Origin of the sequence: Borrelia turicatae 91E135, assembly GCF_000012085.2 — a bacterium.
Taxonomy (GTDB): domain Bacteria; phylum Spirochaetota; class Spirochaetia; order Borreliales; family Borreliaceae; genus Borrelia; species Borrelia turicatae.
In genome coordinates this window covers 204,732-223,317 of record NC_008710.1, presented here as the reverse complement: position 1 = coordinate 223,317, position 18,586 = coordinate 204,732, and the positions used below count along the sequence as shown (strand labels likewise).

At 27.7% G+C, this 18,586-nt stretch carries 15 protein-coding genes and 2 tRNA genes; 4 read left to right on the top strand and 13 right to left on the bottom strand.

The features are described 5' to 3' along the window. The first annotated feature begins 16 nt into the window (after nucleotides 1-16). Nucleotides 17-838, top strand: coding sequence for a ZIP family metal transporter (locus BT0_RS01075; protein ID WP_011772174.1), 822 nt, complete (start codon nucleotides 17-19; stop codon nucleotides 836-838). Here BT0_RS01075 and pstB read toward each other — a convergent pair whose 3' ends face one another. From pstB to BT0_RS01055, 4 genes are all read right to left on the bottom strand, one after another. After that, a complete protein-coding gene (gene pstB, locus BT0_RS01070; RefSeq protein ID WP_011772173.1) occupies nucleotides 839-1,603 on the bottom strand; it encodes a phosphate ABC transporter ATP-binding protein PstB in 765 nt (254 codons plus the stop codon). Further along, the gene (gene pstA, locus BT0_RS01065; RefSeq protein ID WP_011772172.1) at nucleotides 1,604-3,145 is read right to left on the bottom strand and encodes a phosphate ABC transporter permease PstA; all 1,542 of its coding nucleotides are present in this window, start codon (nucleotides 3,143-3,145) and stop codon (nucleotides 1,604-1,606) included. Next, on the bottom strand, nucleotides 3,142-4,050 hold the full coding sequence (gene pstC / locus BT0_RS01060; RefSeq protein WP_011772171.1) for a phosphate ABC transporter permease subunit PstC: 909 nt from the start codon (nucleotides 4,048-4,050) through the stop codon (nucleotides 3,142-3,144). Before pstC ends, pstA begins: the two co-directional genes overlap by 4 nt. Before the next feature lie 83 nt (nucleotides 4,051-4,133). Further along, a complete protein-coding gene (locus BT0_RS01055) occupies nucleotides 4,134-4,985 on the bottom strand; it encodes a substrate-binding domain-containing protein (RefSeq protein ID WP_181005552.1) in 852 nt (283 codons plus the stop codon). A gap of 120 nt (nucleotides 4,986-5,105) precedes the next feature. Here BT0_RS01055 and efp point away from each other — a divergent pair, with 120 nt between their 5' ends. Both efp and BT0_RS01045 read left to right on the top strand, forming a co-directional pair. After that, nucleotides 5,106-5,684 carry an elongation factor P gene (gene efp / locus BT0_RS01050; protein WP_011772169.1) on the top strand — a complete coding sequence of 193 codons (579 nt, stop codon included), beginning with the start codon at nucleotides 5,106-5,108 and terminating at the stop codon, nucleotides 5,682-5,684. Beyond that, nucleotides 5,662-6,318 (top strand): hypothetical protein, encoded by a 657-nt coding sequence (locus BT0_RS01045; RefSeq protein ID WP_011772168.1) that lies wholly within the window; start codon nucleotides 5,662-5,664, stop codon nucleotides 6,316-6,318. The genes efp and BT0_RS01045 overlap by 23 nt, the downstream gene beginning before the upstream one ends. A gap of 2 nt (nucleotides 6,319-6,320) precedes the next feature. Here BT0_RS01045 and BT0_RS01040 read toward each other — a convergent pair. From BT0_RS01040 to BT0_RS01010, 7 genes are all read right to left on the bottom strand, one after another. Beyond that, nucleotides 6,321-6,394: transfer RNA gene (locus tag BT0_RS01040), tRNA-Ile, on the bottom strand. A 98-nt stretch (nucleotides 6,395-6,492) separates the two neighbouring features. Further along, nucleotides 6,493-7,533, bottom strand: a complete 1,041-nt coding sequence (locus BT0_RS01035) for a hypothetical protein (RefSeq protein WP_011772167.1) — start codon at nucleotides 7,531-7,533, stop codon at nucleotides 6,493-6,495. A gap of 20 nt (nucleotides 7,534-7,553) precedes the next feature. After that, the gene (gene mutL / locus BT0_RS01030) at nucleotides 7,554-9,392 is read right to left on the bottom strand and encodes a DNA mismatch repair endonuclease MutL (RefSeq protein WP_011772166.1); all 1,839 of its coding nucleotides are present in this window, start codon (nucleotides 9,390-9,392) and stop codon (nucleotides 7,554-7,556) included. Continuing rightward, nucleotides 9,389-11,746 (bottom strand): tetratricopeptide repeat protein, encoded by a 2,358-nt coding sequence (locus BT0_RS01025; protein WP_011772165.1) that lies wholly within the window; start codon nucleotides 11,744-11,746, stop codon nucleotides 9,389-9,391. Before BT0_RS01025 ends, mutL begins: the two co-directional genes overlap by 4 nt. Beyond that, nucleotides 11,739-13,427 (bottom strand): tetratricopeptide repeat protein, encoded by a 1,689-nt coding sequence (locus BT0_RS06190; RefSeq protein ID WP_011772164.1) that lies wholly within the window; start codon nucleotides 13,425-13,427, stop codon nucleotides 11,739-11,741. The genes BT0_RS01025 and BT0_RS06190 overlap by 8 nt, the downstream gene beginning before the upstream one ends. A 76-nt stretch (nucleotides 13,428-13,503) precedes the next feature. Next, nucleotides 13,504-15,189 carry a BB_0208 family protein gene (locus BT0_RS01015; protein WP_011772163.1) on the bottom strand — a complete coding sequence of 562 codons (1,686 nt, stop codon included), beginning with the start codon at nucleotides 15,187-15,189 and terminating at the stop codon, nucleotides 13,504-13,506. Next, nucleotides 15,190-16,020, bottom strand: coding sequence for a UTP--glucose-1-phosphate uridylyltransferase (locus tag BT0_RS01010; RefSeq protein ID WP_011772162.1), 831 nt, complete (start codon nucleotides 16,018-16,020; stop codon nucleotides 15,190-15,192). It abuts the gene before it with no gap. An 85-nt stretch (nucleotides 16,021-16,105) separates the two neighbouring features. On the opposite strand from BT0_RS01010, the gene rsmD reads away from it, so the two are divergent. Next, entirely contained in the window at nucleotides 16,106-16,651 is a 546-nt protein-coding gene (gene rsmD, locus BT0_RS01005) for a 16S rRNA (guanine(966)-N(2))-methyltransferase RsmD (RefSeq protein WP_011772161.1), read from the top strand. A 5-nt stretch (nucleotides 16,652-16,656) separates the two neighbouring features. Here rsmD and BT0_RS01000 read toward each other — a convergent pair whose 3' ends face one another. Further along, nucleotides 16,657-18,201, bottom strand: a complete 1,545-nt coding sequence (locus tag BT0_RS01000; protein ID WP_041178426.1) for a hypothetical protein — start codon at nucleotides 18,199-18,201, stop codon at nucleotides 16,657-16,659. Between the two features lie 205 nt (nucleotides 18,202-18,406). Then, nucleotides 18,407-18,479 (bottom strand) — tRNA-Phe (locus BT0_RS00995). Nucleotides 18,480-18,586: the final 107 nt, after the last annotated feature.

Sequence of the window (18,586 nt, the reverse complement as noted above, 5' to 3'; positions counted from 1 at the left end):
TATTGGAGGATACTTTATGTTTAAACATTTAGGCGATTATTTATTAACTTTACATCCTATTTTTTTAGGATTTTTAGGTTCTACTTTTACTTGGTTTACTACAGCCTTTGGAGCGGCTGCTGTTTTTTGTTTCAGAAAAGTAAACAATAAAATAATGGATGCCATGCTTGGCTTTTCAGCAGGAATTATGATTGCTGCTAGTTTTTTTTCACTTATTAAACCAGCAATAGAAATGGCGGAAGAGCTTGGTTATATTGCATGGATGCCAGCAGTTTTTGGTTTTCTCTTAGGAGCATTTTTTATATATATTGTGGATGTATTTGTGCCAGATCTTGATAAACTAGCATTTATTGATGAAGATTTAACGAGACATGGTAAAAAGGATTTTTTGCTTTTTACGGCTGTTACGTTGCATAATTTTCCGGAAGGACTTGCTGTTGGTGTTGCTTTTGGAGCTTTAGCTTCTTCTCCTGACATTCATACTTTAGTTGGGGCTATGATTCTTACATTAGGAATTGGTATTCAAAATATGCCAGAAGGTGCAGCAATTTCTTTGCCTTTAAGACGAGGTAATGTTCCTTTATGGAAGTGTTTTAATTATGGTCAGATGTCAGGTTTGGTAGAAATTGTTGGAGGATTTTTAGGATCTTATGCAGTTTATACTTTTACTAGGATTCTACCCTTTGCTTTATCTTTTTCTGCAGGGGCAATGATTTATGTTTCAATTGAACAATTAATACCTGAAGCTAAGAGAAAAGATATTGACAATAAGATTCCAACCATATTTGGAGTTATTGGATTTGCTTTAATGATGTTCCTTGATGTGTCTTTGGGGTAATTAGCCAAACTTGCCAGTAATATATTCTTCTGTCTTAATATTTTTAGGATTGAAAAATAATTCATCTGTTTGGCTTTCTTCTTCAATGTAGCCATTTAGAAAGAATGCAGTTCGATCAGATATCCGTCCGGCTTGTTGCATATTATGAGTTACTATTATGATCGTGTAGCTTTCTTTTAAATTTATTATTAGCTCTTCAATTTTGCCTGTTGAGATTGGATCAAGAGCAGAAGTAGGCTCGTCCATTAATATTACATTTGGTTCGATTGCAAGAGTTCTTGCGATGCAAAGTCTTTGTTGTTGTCCCCCTGAAAGGCTTAAGGCATTTCTATTAAGTTTATCTTTTACTTCATTCCATAGTGCAGATTTTATTAGGGATTTTTCAACTATCTCATCAAGTTTTTTTTTATCTTTAATTCCATGAATTTTAGGTCCATAACTTATGTTGTCATAAACTGACATTAAAAATGGATTAGGAGTTTGAAAAACCATTCCAATTTTTCTCCTAAGTTCCAGTACATCAAAGTTGTTTGAGTAAATACTTTTACCTTCATACATAACTTTTCCTTCTATTTTAACGCCTTCCACAAGATCATTCATTCTGTTAAGTGTTCTAAGAAATGTTGATTTTCCACAACCTGATGGACCTATTAAGGCTGTGATGCTGTTTCTTAGTATTGATATGTTAATATTATTTAATGCTTTAAAATCTGTATAAAATAAGTTTAGATTTTCTGTTTTAATAATTGCTTTGTCTTGGCTCATTTACTTAATCCTATATAATTTATTGATTAGAAATTTTGATGTTAAATTTATTAAAAGTATCATTATTATAAGTATTGATGCTGTTGCAAAACCTTTGTCTAAATATCCTTCTTGAAATAATAATAGTAGATGTACAGTTAAACTTCTTGAAGGTTCATTTAGAGAACTTGCAAGTCCTAAATTTGTTCCCATTGTAAAAAGGAGTACAGCAGTTTCTCCAAGAGCACGTCCTATTGCAAGCACTATTCCTGTCAATATGCCTGGACTAGAAGCGGGCAGTAAAATTTTGATTATAGTTTCTGTTTTATTGGCACCTAAAGCAACTGAAGCATATTTGTATGATTTAGGAATTGATTTTAGTGCTTCCTCAGTTGTTTTAATAATCATTGGTAATATCATTAAAGAACTTGTTATTGCTCCTGAGAGTATTCCCATGCCAAAGATTGGAACAAAAAAGATAAGTCCAAAGAGTCCAAAAATGATAGCAGGGATGGATGATAAGATATCAACACTCATAGATACTGTTTTGTAAAATATTTTATTTGAAGTATATTCTGCAAGCATTATTCCCGTACCAATTCCTATTGAAATTGATATTATTGCTGTTAATAGTATGACGTAAAATGTGTTGAAGATTAAATAAGAAATACCCCCGTATTTTCCAGAATTTCTTGGAGTAGATAATATGAAATTTAAGTTTAAAGGCATGTCTTTTTTCATATAGTATAATTTGAGAAAAGGAGCATCACTTTTATAGAAAGAATGCCAAGGCACAACCGCAATTGTGCCTTCATGTTCTTCTACTGTTTTTATTGCATTTTGATCATAATCTGAGTATTTTATGATATTTAATTTAATATTTTTAGATATTAAGTTATTCCAGTTTGTCTTTTCTATGAGTAATTTTTTAATCTGATTAAGGCTTAGTATGTTAATAATTTCATTTTCACTTTTTTGTAGTGTTTTTTTGCCTACTAAAATAGACATGGATTTGATTTTCAGGGATTTAATTTCTGAAAATTTTTTAAAATCTAATTTTTCAAGTTCTTCTTTTGTTAAGTAACCAATAGCCCCTGTTGTTTTGTTGACAGTTTCTATTATCTTTTCATTTGATTCTACAAGCTTTATATACCTGTTATTAAATTTATTGTCTTTGGTAAAAGTTTGTAGTACGACTGTACTTGCAAGATTTGACTGTGAACTTGCAATTGGAACTATGTCAATACTTTGATCTGATATGCTTCCCCAATGTGAAATTTTATTATTGTATATATTGTAGATATCTTGCGTAGTAATTTCTTCCGCTTTTATGCTTTTATTAATAATAAATGCAATTTTGATTATTTTGTTTTTCAATGTGAATGGTAAAAAGTGTTTTGTTTCATCTAAAAATAATGTTTGTTTTTTGCTTGTAAAGAATAGTGAATTGTATACTATATACGATATTAGAAAGAATAATAGTGTTATTAAAAAATAAGCAATGAATCTGATTATGCAAAATGAAATTTTATTGAATAATTTATTTGTTTGAATTGTATTCACTTGATTTTTAGCCTTTTAGATGAAGATAAAATAAAGTGTTTAATTGAATTTATTATTATGACTAATAATAGCAAGACCAAAGCTGTAGAAAATAAGGCTTCTTTGTGTGTTCCAGATGCATATCCCATATCTATTGCAATGTTTACCGTTAATGTTCTAATAGGTGAGAATATATTTTGTATAAATAGAGGTGATCCCCCACCAACCATTAAAACCGCTATTGTCTCACCAATAGCTCTTCCAATTGCTAGTATTACTCCTGCTAAAATTCCTTTTCCAGCTGAAGGGATCATCACTTTATATATTGTTTGCCAGTCTGTTGCAGCTAGTGCAAGAGATGCTAGTTTATATGATTTTGGAACAGCTTTAAGTGATGTGTATGAGACACTAATTATTGTTGGGAGTATCATTATGCTTAGAACTATTACTGAGGTTATTAAATTATATCCTAAGTTATCTTCTCTGCTAAAAGTGTTCTTTATAAGGGTGGCTATAAATGTGCTTCCAAAAAATCCATATACTACGCTTGGGATTCCTGCTAAGAGTTCTATTATGGTTTGTAATGTCTTTTGGTAAATACCTTTGGTTTTCTCAGACAGGTAAATTGCAAAACCAAGTCCAATTGGTAGTGCAATTAGGACAGAAAAAAATGTTGTTAAGGCTGAGTTTATAATAAAAGATAAAATTCCGTACGATTTTTGTAATTTGTTAGTAGGATCCCAGTTTGTGCTGAATAGAAAATTAAAAATTTTAATTTTATTGTTAAGCAAGGGTGCTAGTCCATTTTTAATGATGAATAAGACTAGTAATAATATTGTCAAGGTACTAATTATTGCGGATGTAAAAATGAAACAGTTGAAAGCCAATCTAACAATATTTCTTTTTGTCTTTAAAGTTAATTTCATGCTTTAAAAGAGTTCCCCTATAGAAATCGAATTTTGTTAAATTTATATTTAACTTAAATTCTTAAGACAATTTTGTCATGGTTTTAGATATTTTCAGTTGTATGAACCTTTATGAACCCTTGTTCTTCAACAATATCTTGTCCATTTGGACTTAGCATAAAGTTAATAAAATCAAGTATGTTCTGATCCTCAGAAATACTGTTTGTGATCGCTATTAGCCTTCTCTTTATATTATATTTGTCCTTTGTTATTGTTTCTTTTGTAGGATATATGCTGTTTATTGAGAGTGTATGTAGACCTTTTTCTATTGCACCTCTTGCATATCCAAAACTAATGTAACCAATTGAGTGGGGTGTGAGACTTATTTTTTCAATTACTTCACCATTGGATTTGACCATAATACTATCTTGTCTGAATTGAGCTTCTTCAGGATTTTTTAATATCTTATCAAGAACCAGTTCTTTTATAGATGAATGAGAGCCTGATGATGAATCTCGATTTATGAAGTTAATTTTAGCATCATGTCCACCGACTTGTTGCCAGTTTCTAATATTTCCATTAAGTATTTTTACTAAATCTTCTTCTGTAATATTTGTGATTTTGACATCAGGACTTGTAATGAATATTAAAGCGTCATAAGCAATGATTGTGATTTTTGCTCCTTGAGCTATTTCTTCTTCAGTTGCGTCTCTTGAAGAAATTGCCATTTTATAAATACCATCAAATAATCCTTTAATGCCAACACTACTGCCTTGTGCATCATAAGTGACTTTAAGTTGATTATTTATTTTTTGATATCGTAGGATCATTTCATCCATAATAGAGGTTGTCGATGTAGATCCACCAATTGCAATGACATTTTCTTTGTCTTTGTTTGTACAATTGCTAAATAAAAAAGCTATTGAAATAGTAAAGAGCACTTTGATAGCCTGCATTAAATTAACTCCTTTTACAACTATATATAATATCATTAATCTTAGATAAGTCAATGAATAGTAAATATTTTGATTTTTTGATATAAGTTATTATATACATTAAGAATTTGAGGGTAGTAGATGGGTACAATTAAATCGGGAGATATTGAAAAAGGTACTTTTTTGCTTTTTAAAGGCATGCCACATATTGTTCTTGAGAGAGAGTTTTCAAAAATGGGTAGGGGAGGCTCTATTGTAAGATTGAAGCTTAAAAATCTTAAAAACAAGTCTGTTGTTAAGGAAACTTTAAAGGGTGCTGATACAGTAGAAGAAATTGAAGTGTTAGAAGTTGCTTCTCAGTATCTTTATAGAGAGAATGAAAATCTTATTTTTATGGATCTAGAAACTTATGATCAATTTGATGTGAACTTAAGAGAGATTTCAAACATTGAGGACAAGGTTATGTTTTTGCAAGAGGCTGGGATTTATTCTCTTGTTAAATGGGATAACGAAGTTATTGATCTTAGATTGCCCCCAAAGGTTGCATTTGAGGTTGTAGATGCTGAGATTGCTGTGAAAGGGGATACTGTAACTAATGCAATGAAGAATGTTACCCTTCATACGGGATTGGTGGTAAAAGCACCTCTTTTTATTAATGTTGGAGATAAAATTTTAGTTAATTCTGAAACTAAAGAGTATGCTGAGAGAGTTAAAGAGTAACATATTGTTATTATTTTTTATTTTTTTTTGTTCTTGTGAGATGAGCTATCCTGATATAAGGGAAGTTGATTATGTAATTAATTATTATTTCGCTAAAGATAAGTTCGATTATTTTATGACTTTTGATTTTGCCGTTAAAGTTTTAAATTCGAATGATGTGATCAAATTTTTTGTTGAAAACATAGATAGTAAGGAGTTTATTGAAGTAGCTAAGGATAAATATACTTCTTCTTTTATAAATTCTGTTCTTGGGAAAAATGTTCTTTATTGTAAAGATTTAAGGTTTAATCTTTTTGATAAGACTTTTGAAAATTTTATGGCACAAGTTCATCTTATTGATTCTGGAATGAGGGTATATAGTAGAGAGATTGTCATAAATTTAAGCTTGTCAGAAGAAGAATTGACTTTAATTCATTATTATATATATAACTCGAAAGATAAGCTTAAGTTAAATGAAATTAGTGGTAATAATTTATATTTAATTAAGACCCCTAAGGATGAAATTGATTTTTTCTATTCAATTGTTAAGATCGAAGATTTAATGAATATTCAGCTGGATGATGATAACTTGGATGTTTATTTAGGATTTTATTATGTGGGCAAGCATTCTAATTTATTTTTTAGATTAAACTAGTTTGGGCCTACCAGGACTTGAACCTGGGACCACCCGATTATGAGTCGGGTGCTCTAACCAACTGAGCTATAGGCCCCATATAAGTAAAGCCAAGCTAAAAAAGTTCTTAAAAGTGATTAAATACTTTTATGCCAATTAAAGCTTAGAAATACCTTAGACCATTATATTGATTTTTTATTGATTGTCAAGTTCGTTAATTTCATTTTGTATGATTTCTATTTTTGAATTTAATTCGTTTAATTTGACCTCAATTGATTCTTTATTTTTGATGAGTTGTTGCATTTTTGATTTCACTTTTACAATTTCATCTATTTTTATTGCTTTTATTAAATCTGCGTTCAATTTGGATATCTGTTGATTTAGATTTTTTATTGTTTCTAACAATGAATTAATTGTTCCGGTTTTATTTAATCCCTTTTCTGTCTTTGACATCTCAACAAATTCTTCGGCAATTTTTTTTAAAATTAATTCTCTATTTGTTTGAACAGCATTAATAGCACATTCTATTTTATTCTTACTATTAATGTTATCTTTTATACTTTTATGTTTTATTTCATTGTTTATTTTTACGATTTCTGTTTGAATTTCATTCATTAACCTATATTCTTCAACGATTGCTTTGCTTAAGTCTTTATTTTCTACAAATTCATCAATTAAATTTTCTAAATTGTCTGAAAATAAATGTTCTTTTAATATTTTTTTCTCGAATTCTTTTGACATTTTTTCTATGTTTATTTTATTTATGATGTCTTTTAGCATTAGTTTAATGTTTATGATAAGTCTTTTGAAGAAATTAATTTTTTCATTGAGTTTTATTATTTCTGTTGTTTTGTATTTATGTTTTTCAAGTGTTGATTTGATAAAATTCATTTTGTATTCTAAAATTGTTGAAAGATTATTTGGATATTTGTTTATTGTTATTTCAGTAATTTTTTTTAGTTTTTTTTCGTATGCTTTTAGGATATGTTTTTTGCTTTCTTTATAGTCTTTGATCTTTTTATATAATTCTTTTAGTTTACTCTCATTATCTTCTATTTTATTTAGGCTTGCTTTAAGCTGAGATATTTCTTTTTCAATTAATTTTAAAGATGTGTAAGATTTTAATTTTTTAAGCTCTATTACATTACTGTTTTTAAGAGCCTTTCCAAGTTCAACTAATTTTTTATCTCTTTGTGGGCTCAGTTCTTGAATTTTGGATTTAATATCTTTTATCATAAGCGGCTTCCATGTTCATTTTATTTTCTGTTAACACTTTTTTCAAGCTCAAATTTGGAAATTTTATGGTAAATTTTTCTTCCATGTGGGCAGTATTTTAGTTTGAGATTGAAAAATTCATTTATTAAAAATTGACTAAATTCAGAACTTATTGTATCATTGCATTTAACAGCTTGTCTACATGCAATCGTTGCATATAAATCAGTTTCCAGAGAATCAATTGTTTTACTTTTTCTTGTCTTAAAAAATTGGATGATAACATTTTCATATTTGTTGCAGATATTGGGAATTGATTCGAGTTGGTAGGTTTGTTCTTTTATTTTGGTAACTATAATATCTAATTTTTTATATTCTTCCAATTCACTTGCTAATATTTTATCTGTATCTTCACAGTCTACTTGAAATTCAATTGGTATTAAAAGTTTTTGGGTAATTTTTTCTGAATTTATTAAAGTTTGATATATGATTTTTTCATGAAGTGCATGCTGATCTATGAAGAAAACCTCATTATCTTTTTCTACTATTAAAAATTCTGAAAATAGTTGTCCCCTATATTTAAATTCATGTTTTGCTATTGGTTTTTGAAAATCATTTGCTATTGTAGAAGTTTCTAGGAGAATATTTTGGATGTAGCTTTTGAATGATGGTTTATCTTTTTGAATTGGGTTTTGACTTTCAAATTTTACCTTGTCTTCTATTATATTTGTTATTTTATTGTTTTGAGGTTTATCTAGAATCAATGATTCGTTTTGTATGATTTCATAAGTTTGAAAATCTGAATTTGTTGGATCATCTTCAGGGTGTAATAGATGAGCATCATTTGTTATTTGCCTTTTGATTATTATGTTATGGTAGTCTTGTAAAATCTCTTTTCGTTCTCTGTCAAAAAATTCGTTAATATTGCTTGAAACTTGCTTAGGAAGAAATGGTAAGTTAAAAAATCTTACTTCTTTTTTTTGAGGATGTATATTAAAATCGACGTATCTGGGATCTATTTCTAGAAATAAATAACATATTGGGAAATTTCTATTAGTGAGTATTCTGCTATGTCCATCGATTATTGCTTCAGATAGATTGTGCTCTTCAACAGGTCTCCTATTGAGGAATATTTTTATGTTTCGTCTGTCTTTTCTTGAAAAATTGGGAGGAGCAAAAAAGATTTTCATTTGTACATTTTCGTATTCTGTTTCTATTTTTCCAAATTTATTGTTTTCTATTATTTCTCCATATACACTCTGAACTCTATTTATTAGGCTTTCTTTAAAGTAAACTTTTCTTAGTTCATTATTTAGACTTAATTTAAAGTCAATACCAGGATGAGTAACAGCTTTTTCTTCAAAAACTTTTAAACACATTTTTGTTTCGATAGAGTCTTTTTTTAAGAATCTTTTTCTTGCTGGGAAATTGTGGAATAGATTTGTAACATCTACTATTGTTCCATTTATTGCGGATTGTTTTTTAAAATATTTTTCAGTTCCATTTTCAACTTCAATTTGGTAGCTGTCTTCTCCCGTAGTTGAACTTGTGATTGTGAGATTTGAACAGATTGCAATACTTGAGAGAGCTTCCCCTCTAAATCCTAGTGTTTGGATTTTTTCAAGGTCTTTCTCTTCATTTATTTTTGAAGTGGTATGGGGTAGGTAACATATCTTTAAATCTTCTTTGCTTATTCCGCTACCATTGTCTGTTATTAGTATTCTTCGAATCCCACCTTCTTCGAGAAAAACTTCAATTTTATCTGCTCCGGAATCTATTGAATTGTCAAGTAATTCTCTTAAAATTGAACAAGGTCTATCTATTGCTTCTCCTGCTGCTATTTTTTGTACTAGACTTCTATCTAAAAATTTTATTTTATTCATTTGCCTATAATTTTTATTATTGTTTTATTTTGTTTGTAATTGGGAAATTTGTTGATAACTTCTTTAAGTATTTTATCATTTCCATTATCATTATATTCTATTATGCCTAATGCATGTAGAGCTTCTGGGTTGTTTGGATTTATTTTAATGTATTCTTTTAATTTTTCCATAGCCCTTTTATTATCTTTAATAGCAATCAAGGCAGTTGCAAGATTGTATTTTGCTTCAAGACTTGAGTGAGCTTCTGCTTTTTGAAAAATTTCTATTGCTTTTTGATAGTTTCCTTGATTTTTATAAAGTATTCCAAGATTGTTTAGTGCTAATAAATGATTTTTATTGCTAATTTTCTCAAGGATTTCAATTGCTTTTGGTTCATTGCCTGACTTTTCATATGCTCTTGCTAGATTGATATGAGCCGTAATGTTTTCAGGATTTTTTAAAATTACACTATTGTAGAGTGGTATTGCTTCGTTATAATTTTCTTTAGTTAAATAAATAGATGCTTTTAAATATAAATACTCAGATTTTTCTGGATTTATGTCAAGGGCTTTATTGATGCTTATTAATGATTCATTAAGATTATCATTTTCAAATTTTGCTATTGCTAGATTATAAAACATAATATCGTTTTTTTCTTTTATCGAAGTACTTGCTTTGTCTAGATATTTTTCGCTGTTTTTAAAATCTCCGATATAGTTTGCAATAATTCCTGTTTTTAAAGCATAATGAGGATTTTTTGTAATCTCATAAGCTTTTTTGAAACTTAAAAAAGCATTTTGTTTGTCATTGTTTTGTTCTTCTGCTATTCCTTTTTTATAGTAGGCAGTATCATAATTTTGGTCGATTGTAATTGCCTTTTTGAAAGCTTCAATTGCTTGTTTTGGTTTATGTGACAATATTAAGCTTGTTCCTTTATTTGTATATGCTTTTTTGTGCTTTGGATTTAATGATATTGTTTTATCAAATGCTTTTATTGATTCTTCATATTTTTTAAGTTTAAATTTCATTATTCCGACTTTGTAGTGATCTTCTGCTTCGTTTGTAATATTTGCAATTTTTTCATAAATTGCTTCGGCTTTTTTGAAATCTTTTTGTTCTTCATTGATTGATGCTAGCATTTTAAGAGATTGTAAATCTATTGAGGTTTGACTAAGATGATTTGCATGTGTTTTAGGTTTTTCTTGCATTTTTATTTGATTATTTGTTAACTGATCTTTTGTGGGAAAATTTTTTTCTTTGGGTTTTTTTTGCTTTAAAAGCTCCTTTTTGAAAGGAGCTTTTTCTATGCTTATTGAATTTGGCTCTATATCTTGTTTTATTAATCTAATTAAGAGATTGGCTGCTTCTTGGGTTTGTAGTTTATCAATTAAGTCATTAATTTTATTGAATTTGTTACTCAATCCTTTTTTAATGAGTTCATTAAGTCTTTCTTTTGCAAGTGAGGGATTCCCGGTATTAATGTTATCTAATATTTCATAGAGTACTTTTTTTATTACATAACTATAAGGTCTCTCTATTTTTTCGATTATTTGATTTTTATGAGCATCTTTTGTGTTTGGGGTCTCTTTTTTAGTTTTTGGTTTGAGAGAGGGAGAAATTTCGATAACTTTGTCAATTTGTTTTGTTTTATTTTCCCTAGAGTCATCTGTATTCTTTTTTATAAGTTTATCTTCATTTTGTTCGTGTGTTTTGATGACTTGTTTTATAGTGTTGAACTGAGTGGTCTTGGTTTGATTTAATTCTTTGTTAAGATTTTCTTTTAGTTTTTTTAAGTTAAATAGATTTTTTTTATTCTCAATAGATTTATCGTTGTTTGGAGTTGATTCTTGTTGTTTTGCTATTTTATTTATGTTTTTTCTTAAGTTTTCAGGTATTGTGTTTTGATTAAATTCTAAAATGTCTTCGTTTTCAATTCCAGTATCATCTTTTCTATCAGCATAATTTTCTATTTTTGTAGTATCTTTTATATATCTATTGTTAAAAGCAATTTCAGAATTTTCATTGTTGATGGGTATTGATTGTTGTTTTCCTTGTATTTTATCTAATATTTGATTAGCCGTATCTCTTTGTAAATCTTTTGATTCAAAAGGACTGTTATTTGCAAGTTCGGAAAGAGTGTTCTCAAGCATTGCAATATCTGTATTTTGTGGATATTTATCTTTTAGCATTTTTGTTATTGAGTGTGCTTTTTTATAATTTCTATCCATAACGCTGTTTTTTACTTCATTCAGCATGATTGCTTGATTGTTTTTATTTAGGCGTTCTTTATATACGTAATAACCAAGTCCTCCAAATGAAGCAATAAGTAATATTATTAAAATTATTAGTGTGGGTAAATTTTTTCTTTTATTCATCTATGTTCAACTCCTCTTGCCAATTAATTTTGTCTAGTTCAATTAAAGAATCTGTTTTTAAATTATCTTCAAATTTGTCTTTTAACATTGTTTTTTTCTTTTCATGTTCTTGTGTGTTTTTGTTATCTTTTTTGCTCATATGTTTTTGTGTGTTCTCTTTATCTTTTTTGTTCATATGTTCTTGTGTGTTTTTGTTATCTTTTTTGCTCATATGCTCTTGTGTGTTTTTGTTATCTTTTTTGTTCATATGTTCTTGTGTGTTTTCTTTATCTTTTTTGTTCATATGCTCTTGTGTGTTTTTGTTATCTTTTTTGCTCATATGCTCTTGTGTGTTTTTGTTATCTTTTTTGTTCATATGTTCTTGTGTATTTTTGTTATCTTTTTTGCTCATATTTTCTTGTGTGTTTGTGTTATCTTTTTTGCTCATATGTTCTTGTGTGTTCTCTTTATCTTTTTTGTTCATATGTTCTTGTGTGTTTTCTTTATCTTTTTTGTTCATATGTTCTTGTGTTTTTGTGTTATCTTTTTTGCTCATATTTTCTTGTGTGTTCTCTTTATCTTTTTTGTTCATATTTTCTTGTGTGTTTTTGTTATCTTTTTTGCTCATATGTTCTTGTGTGTTCTCTTTATCTTTTTTGCTCATATGCTCTTGTGTGTTCTCTTTATCTTTTTTGTTCATGTGTTCTTGTGTGTTCTCTTTATCTTTTTTGCTCATGTGTTCTTGTGTGTTTTTGTTATCTTTTTTGCTCATATGTTCTTGTGTGTTCTCTTTATCTTTTTTGCTCATATGCTCTTGTGTGTTCTCTTTATCTTTTTTGTTCATGTGTTCTTGTGTTTTTGTGTTATCTTTTTTGCTCATATTTTCTTGTGTGTTCTCTTTATCTTTTTTGTTCATGTGTTCTTGTGTGTTCTCTTTATCTTTTTTGCTCATGTGTTCTTGTGTGTTTTTGTTATCTTTTTTGCTCATATTTTCTTGTGTGTTTTTGTTATCTTTTTTGTTCATATGTTCTTGTGTGTTCTCTTTATCTTTTTGGTGTTCTGTGGCAATGTATTCACTTCTATTTTTAAGACTTTTGTCAAGTTCTTCAAGAGCGGCTTTTTTATTTCTTAACAGAGCTATCATGTGGAGAATAGCATTTTTTTTTTCACTTTCATATCTTAATGTAATAAATTGTGAATAATCATGGATTGCCATAGTGTATGAATCCCATGCATTTTTGTAATTTTTTTCCTTAAAATTAATTTTTCCTTGTTCAACATAAGAATTTGCTCTATTAAGAAGTGCTTTGTCATAATTGGGCATATTTTTAACTGAATTGGAATAATATTTGATTGCTAGGTTATAATAACCCTCGCCTCGTTTAAACATTATGTTACCCAGTTCAAAATATAATTTATAATCAATGTCTCCTCCTATTGCAATTCCATCAAGCAGAGCCCCTTCTGCTTCTGTTAGTTGATTGTTTTCTCTATAGGCTATTGCTAGAAAGTAATAGCCGTTTTGTACTTTTGGGTATTTCTGAATGGCTTCACTTAGGATTTTTATTGCTTGTGAATAATTTTTATTTTTTATCTCTTCTTGTCCAATTCTAATTAATCTTTGAGAGTATGCCAAATTTGAATTAAGTAATAAAATAAGCAAGACAATCAGATTTTTAAGCAATAATAAACATTTATTCATATCTTTTATAAGTACTATTTTATTACTTTAAAGTAAATATTTCTATATTTCATAGTGTCTTAAAATCAAATTTATTTTATTCTTTAGTTAAAAATGTAACAAATTTCATTATTTCTTCTTTTTTTTCGGATGACATTGTTTGTTCTTCTTTTAATGCATTTGGTTTGGAATAACAAGTAATATAGCATATGGCAGGTAGTAATGTTTCAGTTTTAAATTCTTCTATTTTAAATAGCAGTTCTAGTTTAATATTTTTATGTAATATTTTAAACACCCTTGTTCTTAGGATTAATGATTTGACAAAAATGTATGATTTACGATAATTTAATCTGTAAGGACTTATTTCTTGCATTTTTATTATTTCTTGAGGTATTGAAATTTTATCTTTATCTAGGTGTATCATTATTTCTGATATGAATTCAAAATGTTTTTTGTCAATATTTGGATAAAAGGATAAAAAATATACAAATATTTGATTTTGAATTTCAAGGTTTTTGTTTTCAAAAAAGTTTTTTATATCTTTTGAGAATTTTGCCTTATCATTTTTATCTGCATAAATGTAAAATGCAATCCATCCGTATGTATCTATTTTTGTTGAGTTGTCTTTTATATAATTTATTACATTTTGTAAAAATATTCTTTTTATATTTTTATTTTGAAATATTTTTGAACTTTTGTATGGATTGAAATTCATTTTTTCAAAAGATACAAAAAATTCTTCTGCTTTAAATTTTGCTATGATGATATCTTTGATATTGGAACTTAGGTTGAGCAGTTTATGTGTTTCAAGATATTCAATTGCAAAGATGAAATCTTCCCATTCATTTGGTACTTTGTCTTTAAAAAACCATTCTAGGTATTGTTTTATTGCAGTTTTTTCAAGTGAAAATAAATAAGTTTTTAAAGTGTTTTGAAAATCGTTAGGAGTATATTTCATAAATTCACTAAAAAAGTAGTTAAAATTAGAATTTTTATTTGATCCTTTGTAAAAAATTTCATTAAGACTGAAAGTTTTAATTGTTTTTAGGTATTTTAGAATTTCATCATACTTTAGAGTTAAAACTTCATCTATTATGTATCTGTAATTTTTTGTTAAAATTTTGTTGAAAAGTGATTTGGATAAACATCCTACTGGCCAGTAGGTTAAGATGAGTAATTTTTTTAGTTTTATTACTCTACTTTGTTTTTTTCCTAAACTTGATTTAAATAATCTTTGAAATGATTGATTATATTTTAGTATGCGTTTAATTTTTTCCTTATTTCTATGTTTTACAGCTATTAATATATCTATTGTTGGTTCTAGATTTTCTATTTTCAAGTTACTAGAGAAATTTAATATTAATTGTTTATATAATTCTTTTTTTTCTTGTGTGTATTTGCTATTATTTTGTATTTCAATTATTTTTAAAAAGTTGGTGGAATGTAATTTATATGTTATCCCAGATCTTTTGCTGATAAGATTTGTTTCTTTTTTTATTTGTAATGAATTTTTTTCTCTAATTATTTCTAGTATCCAATTTTTTATTTTTTTGTCTTGTATTTTCTCATAATAATATTCTTCAAGTGTGATATTGATTTTGTTTTTTTTAAGTTCGTAATCTTGACTTATCTTTATAAGATTTTGAATTTCTTCTTCATTGAGCTTGTAGAGTTTTGATAAGATGCTATATCTTAAAATTTTTTCTTCTATGTTTATATTTATATATTTTTTTAATATGCTAAGAGAATTATAAAACTCTTGATATTTTGGTGCTATCTTCATTTAGTTCCTTAGTGAATCTTTAATGATTTGTAATAATTTATCATCACGTTTTGCAATTTTGATTATTGCTTCTAAATATCCCCCAATATCACCTATGTCAAGTCTTTCGCCTTCTATTTCTTTGTATAATACTTTGTTCTCAGACATGAGTTTTTTTAAGGCATAAATATGATGATATTCTCCTTTTTGGTGAATTTTAAATCCTTCTTCTAAAAATTTGAAAAATTCATGGGTATATAAGAATCTTCCAATAGATGCTTTATTGCTTGGTTCTTTGCCAACTTCTGGCTTTTCTACTATGTCTTTGACATGAATATTGTCTTTATTTAATTTTATTACTCCATATCTGTTAATGTCTTTAGGATTTTCAATAACAGATAATATGTTTTTTCCAGTTTTTTTATGCAATTCTATTAATTGTGTTGTTAAGGATGGTGATCCAACATGTAAATCGTCAGGGTATGCGACTATTACATTGTCAGTACCTATCCAGGGTTTTGCATGCAGTAGAGCGTGACCTGTGCCCATCATTTCATTTTGCCTTATAAAGCTAATATTAATATCTTTAAGTTTGATTTTTTCTAGCAAGTCTTTTTTACATTCTTTGGTAAATACAGTTTCGAGTTCAATTTCTCTATCAAAATAATTATCCAAAACACCCTTTCTTCTTGAAGTTATTATTAGTATTTCTTTGATTCCAGAACTAGTAAATTCTTCAATAATGTAATCAATTGATGGTTTGTTTAAAATTGGTAGCATTTCCTTTGGAATAGTTTTTGTTATGGGTAAGAACCTTGTTCCGTATCCCGCAGCTAAGATAATACCTTTCATGTTTTGTCTCTCTTAATTAAAATTATATCAAAATTTAAATTATAAATATTTAATTATTTTTGAAAATGATTTAAAATCTATTTTTATGCATGTAAGTGCAGGTAAGTATAAGGGATGGAAGGTTGCTTTTCCTAAAATAGGTGGTGTGCGTCCTGTGATGGCTATTGTTAGAGAAGCATTTTTTTCCATTTTTTTAAATCAGATTTTAGGATCGAATTTTCTTGATGTATTTGCAGGTACGGGAATAATGTCTCTTGAAGCTCTAAGTAGGGGAGCTAATCTTGCTCATCTTGTTGATTGTAATAAATTTTCTAAAAATGTTTTGATTAAGAATTTTGAAGTTGTGAGTGAACCTTACAAATTTTTTTTCAGGAAGGCTGAATTATTTCTTAAAAAGAGTGATCTTTTTTATGACTTTATTTATCTTGATCCGCCTTTTGGATATTCTTTTAAAGAGAATTTACTTAGAATAATATCAGAAAATGAAAGTTTAAATAAAGATGCAAAAATTATTATTCATTATCCTTCGAGAGAAAATTTGGACAACAATATTTTAAGACTCTCTAAATATGATTTTAGAAAGTATGGGGGGTCAAAACTTGATTTTTTTAAAGTTAAGTCTTATGTTTAAGCTTATTAATCTTGCATAGAAGTCAAAAGTTGAAATTCATCACTTTTAAGTTCTTCAATGTTGTGCCTTAATTCAAATTGATCTGTATTTTTGAATGGACTTGTCTTAATTTCTCCATTTTGTCCCTTTATGATGATTTCTCTAGATTCAAGGTTTAGTAGTATATCTCCAATTTTGTAAGATTTGTCCTTGTGTTTGATAATGGACATAATGGGCAAAATACCTATTGTATACTTCAAAACAACTGCTTTAAATAAAGGTTCATTGCAATCTTTTATATATACATCTACTATTGTTCCATGATCGAATGGTGCAAGGACTTTTAGAAAATTTTTTAGCATTTCTACGTCAAATTTTTTGTTTTTTAAGTATTCTTCTGGGTTATCTTTTGTCCAATAGTATTGTTCACTGTTTTCAGTTAAAAATTTAATAGCTTCTAAAGGATTCACAGGTTCTTTGATTATAATTGGATTAACCATTTCATCATAAGTATCTATTATGCAAAAAATTCTAATAAGTTCATGGGTAAATTTTTTTGTTGCTGTTTCTGCACGATTTTTGATGTTAAGATAGCTTTTTTGTCCATTTATTATCATCTTTGTAATGGCAGAAATATCTTCTCTCATTCTGAATAGATTTTTAGAGATATTAATACTTTTTTCTAAAATTTCTATTTTAGACATATATTTTTCTTTTGTGTCTTTGTTTTTAAGACTGATCTTTTCTCTTAATTTTTGTAATATTGTGATATGCATGAGTCCAATAGGGTGTAATAGTACTCCAAGTGCAGCTTGCAGTATAATGTCATTATCGTAGAAAAATTCTGTAAATTCTGTGTAGTGCGATTTGTCGATAAAGAATTTTGATGTTGAGCGTGGAGCATCTTTGGCAGCCCTTTCTTTATTTAATTGTGCAATGGTTGTTAAAAAATAGATCGTAGTATCAATTGCATGTATCAATATGGAGTCGCCTTCTGTTTTTACTTGTTCTCTGCAAAATTCATAATCTCTTCTGATTGAATGTAGATATAATTTTTTTATTGTTTTTGTATTATTAAGATTGTCTTTGTCTATGATTTTTTGGAAATCAAAATAATCATAGATTTTTAGTAATATCTTTTGAATAGATATTATTTTGTGTTTTGGTAAAATTTTAAAACTGCCCTCAATTATTTCCTTAAGGTAAATAGGATCGGGTTCTTTTTCCATTAGTGTATTTAAATTAATTAATGTTTTTCTTCCAGAAATTGTAAACATTTTATCTTTTTCTGAAAATGGTTTATATATGTCTTTTAATGCTTCTATTAGCTCTTCCTTTAAGGAATTTATTTCATTGTTTAGAATTTCTTCATTAATTGTATTTATTAGTTTGTCATGTGGAATATTTTCGTAATTATTGATTACTGGTATGTGTAAAACGTTACCTTTATTTAAAAATGTGATTATTTTTTCATTTACTCTTGTACTTAATTTGGCCATATTTCCAATATTTGAAAAAATTATATCCTTTTCTGTTAAATCTTCTACTTTTTTTATTTCTTTGAAAATCATTGAGAGCCCTCTTAAAAGCTTTAAGTATTGTTGTCTAATACAATTGAATGCACGAGTCAGGAATTTTATCCTATGCTTTATCAATTGAGATGCAGCTATACTTATTATATAATTTTATATAGCCTCTTAATAGCTGAGACCTAAAGTTTATTCTTACTTTTTTTAAGTGGGCTGCATTGTATAGACAAAATCTTTTAACTTATATTGCCACCGAGGAGAATCGAACTCCTGACACAAGGATTTTCAGTCCTCTGCTCTACCAACTGAGCTACAGCGGCTAAATTTTTTTGACATTGTAATTTTTTATTAACAGAAGTAATTTTTTCATAAACAAAGTTTTTTGTCAATAAAAAATTATTTGTAATTTTTTGAGTGAGTAATTTTT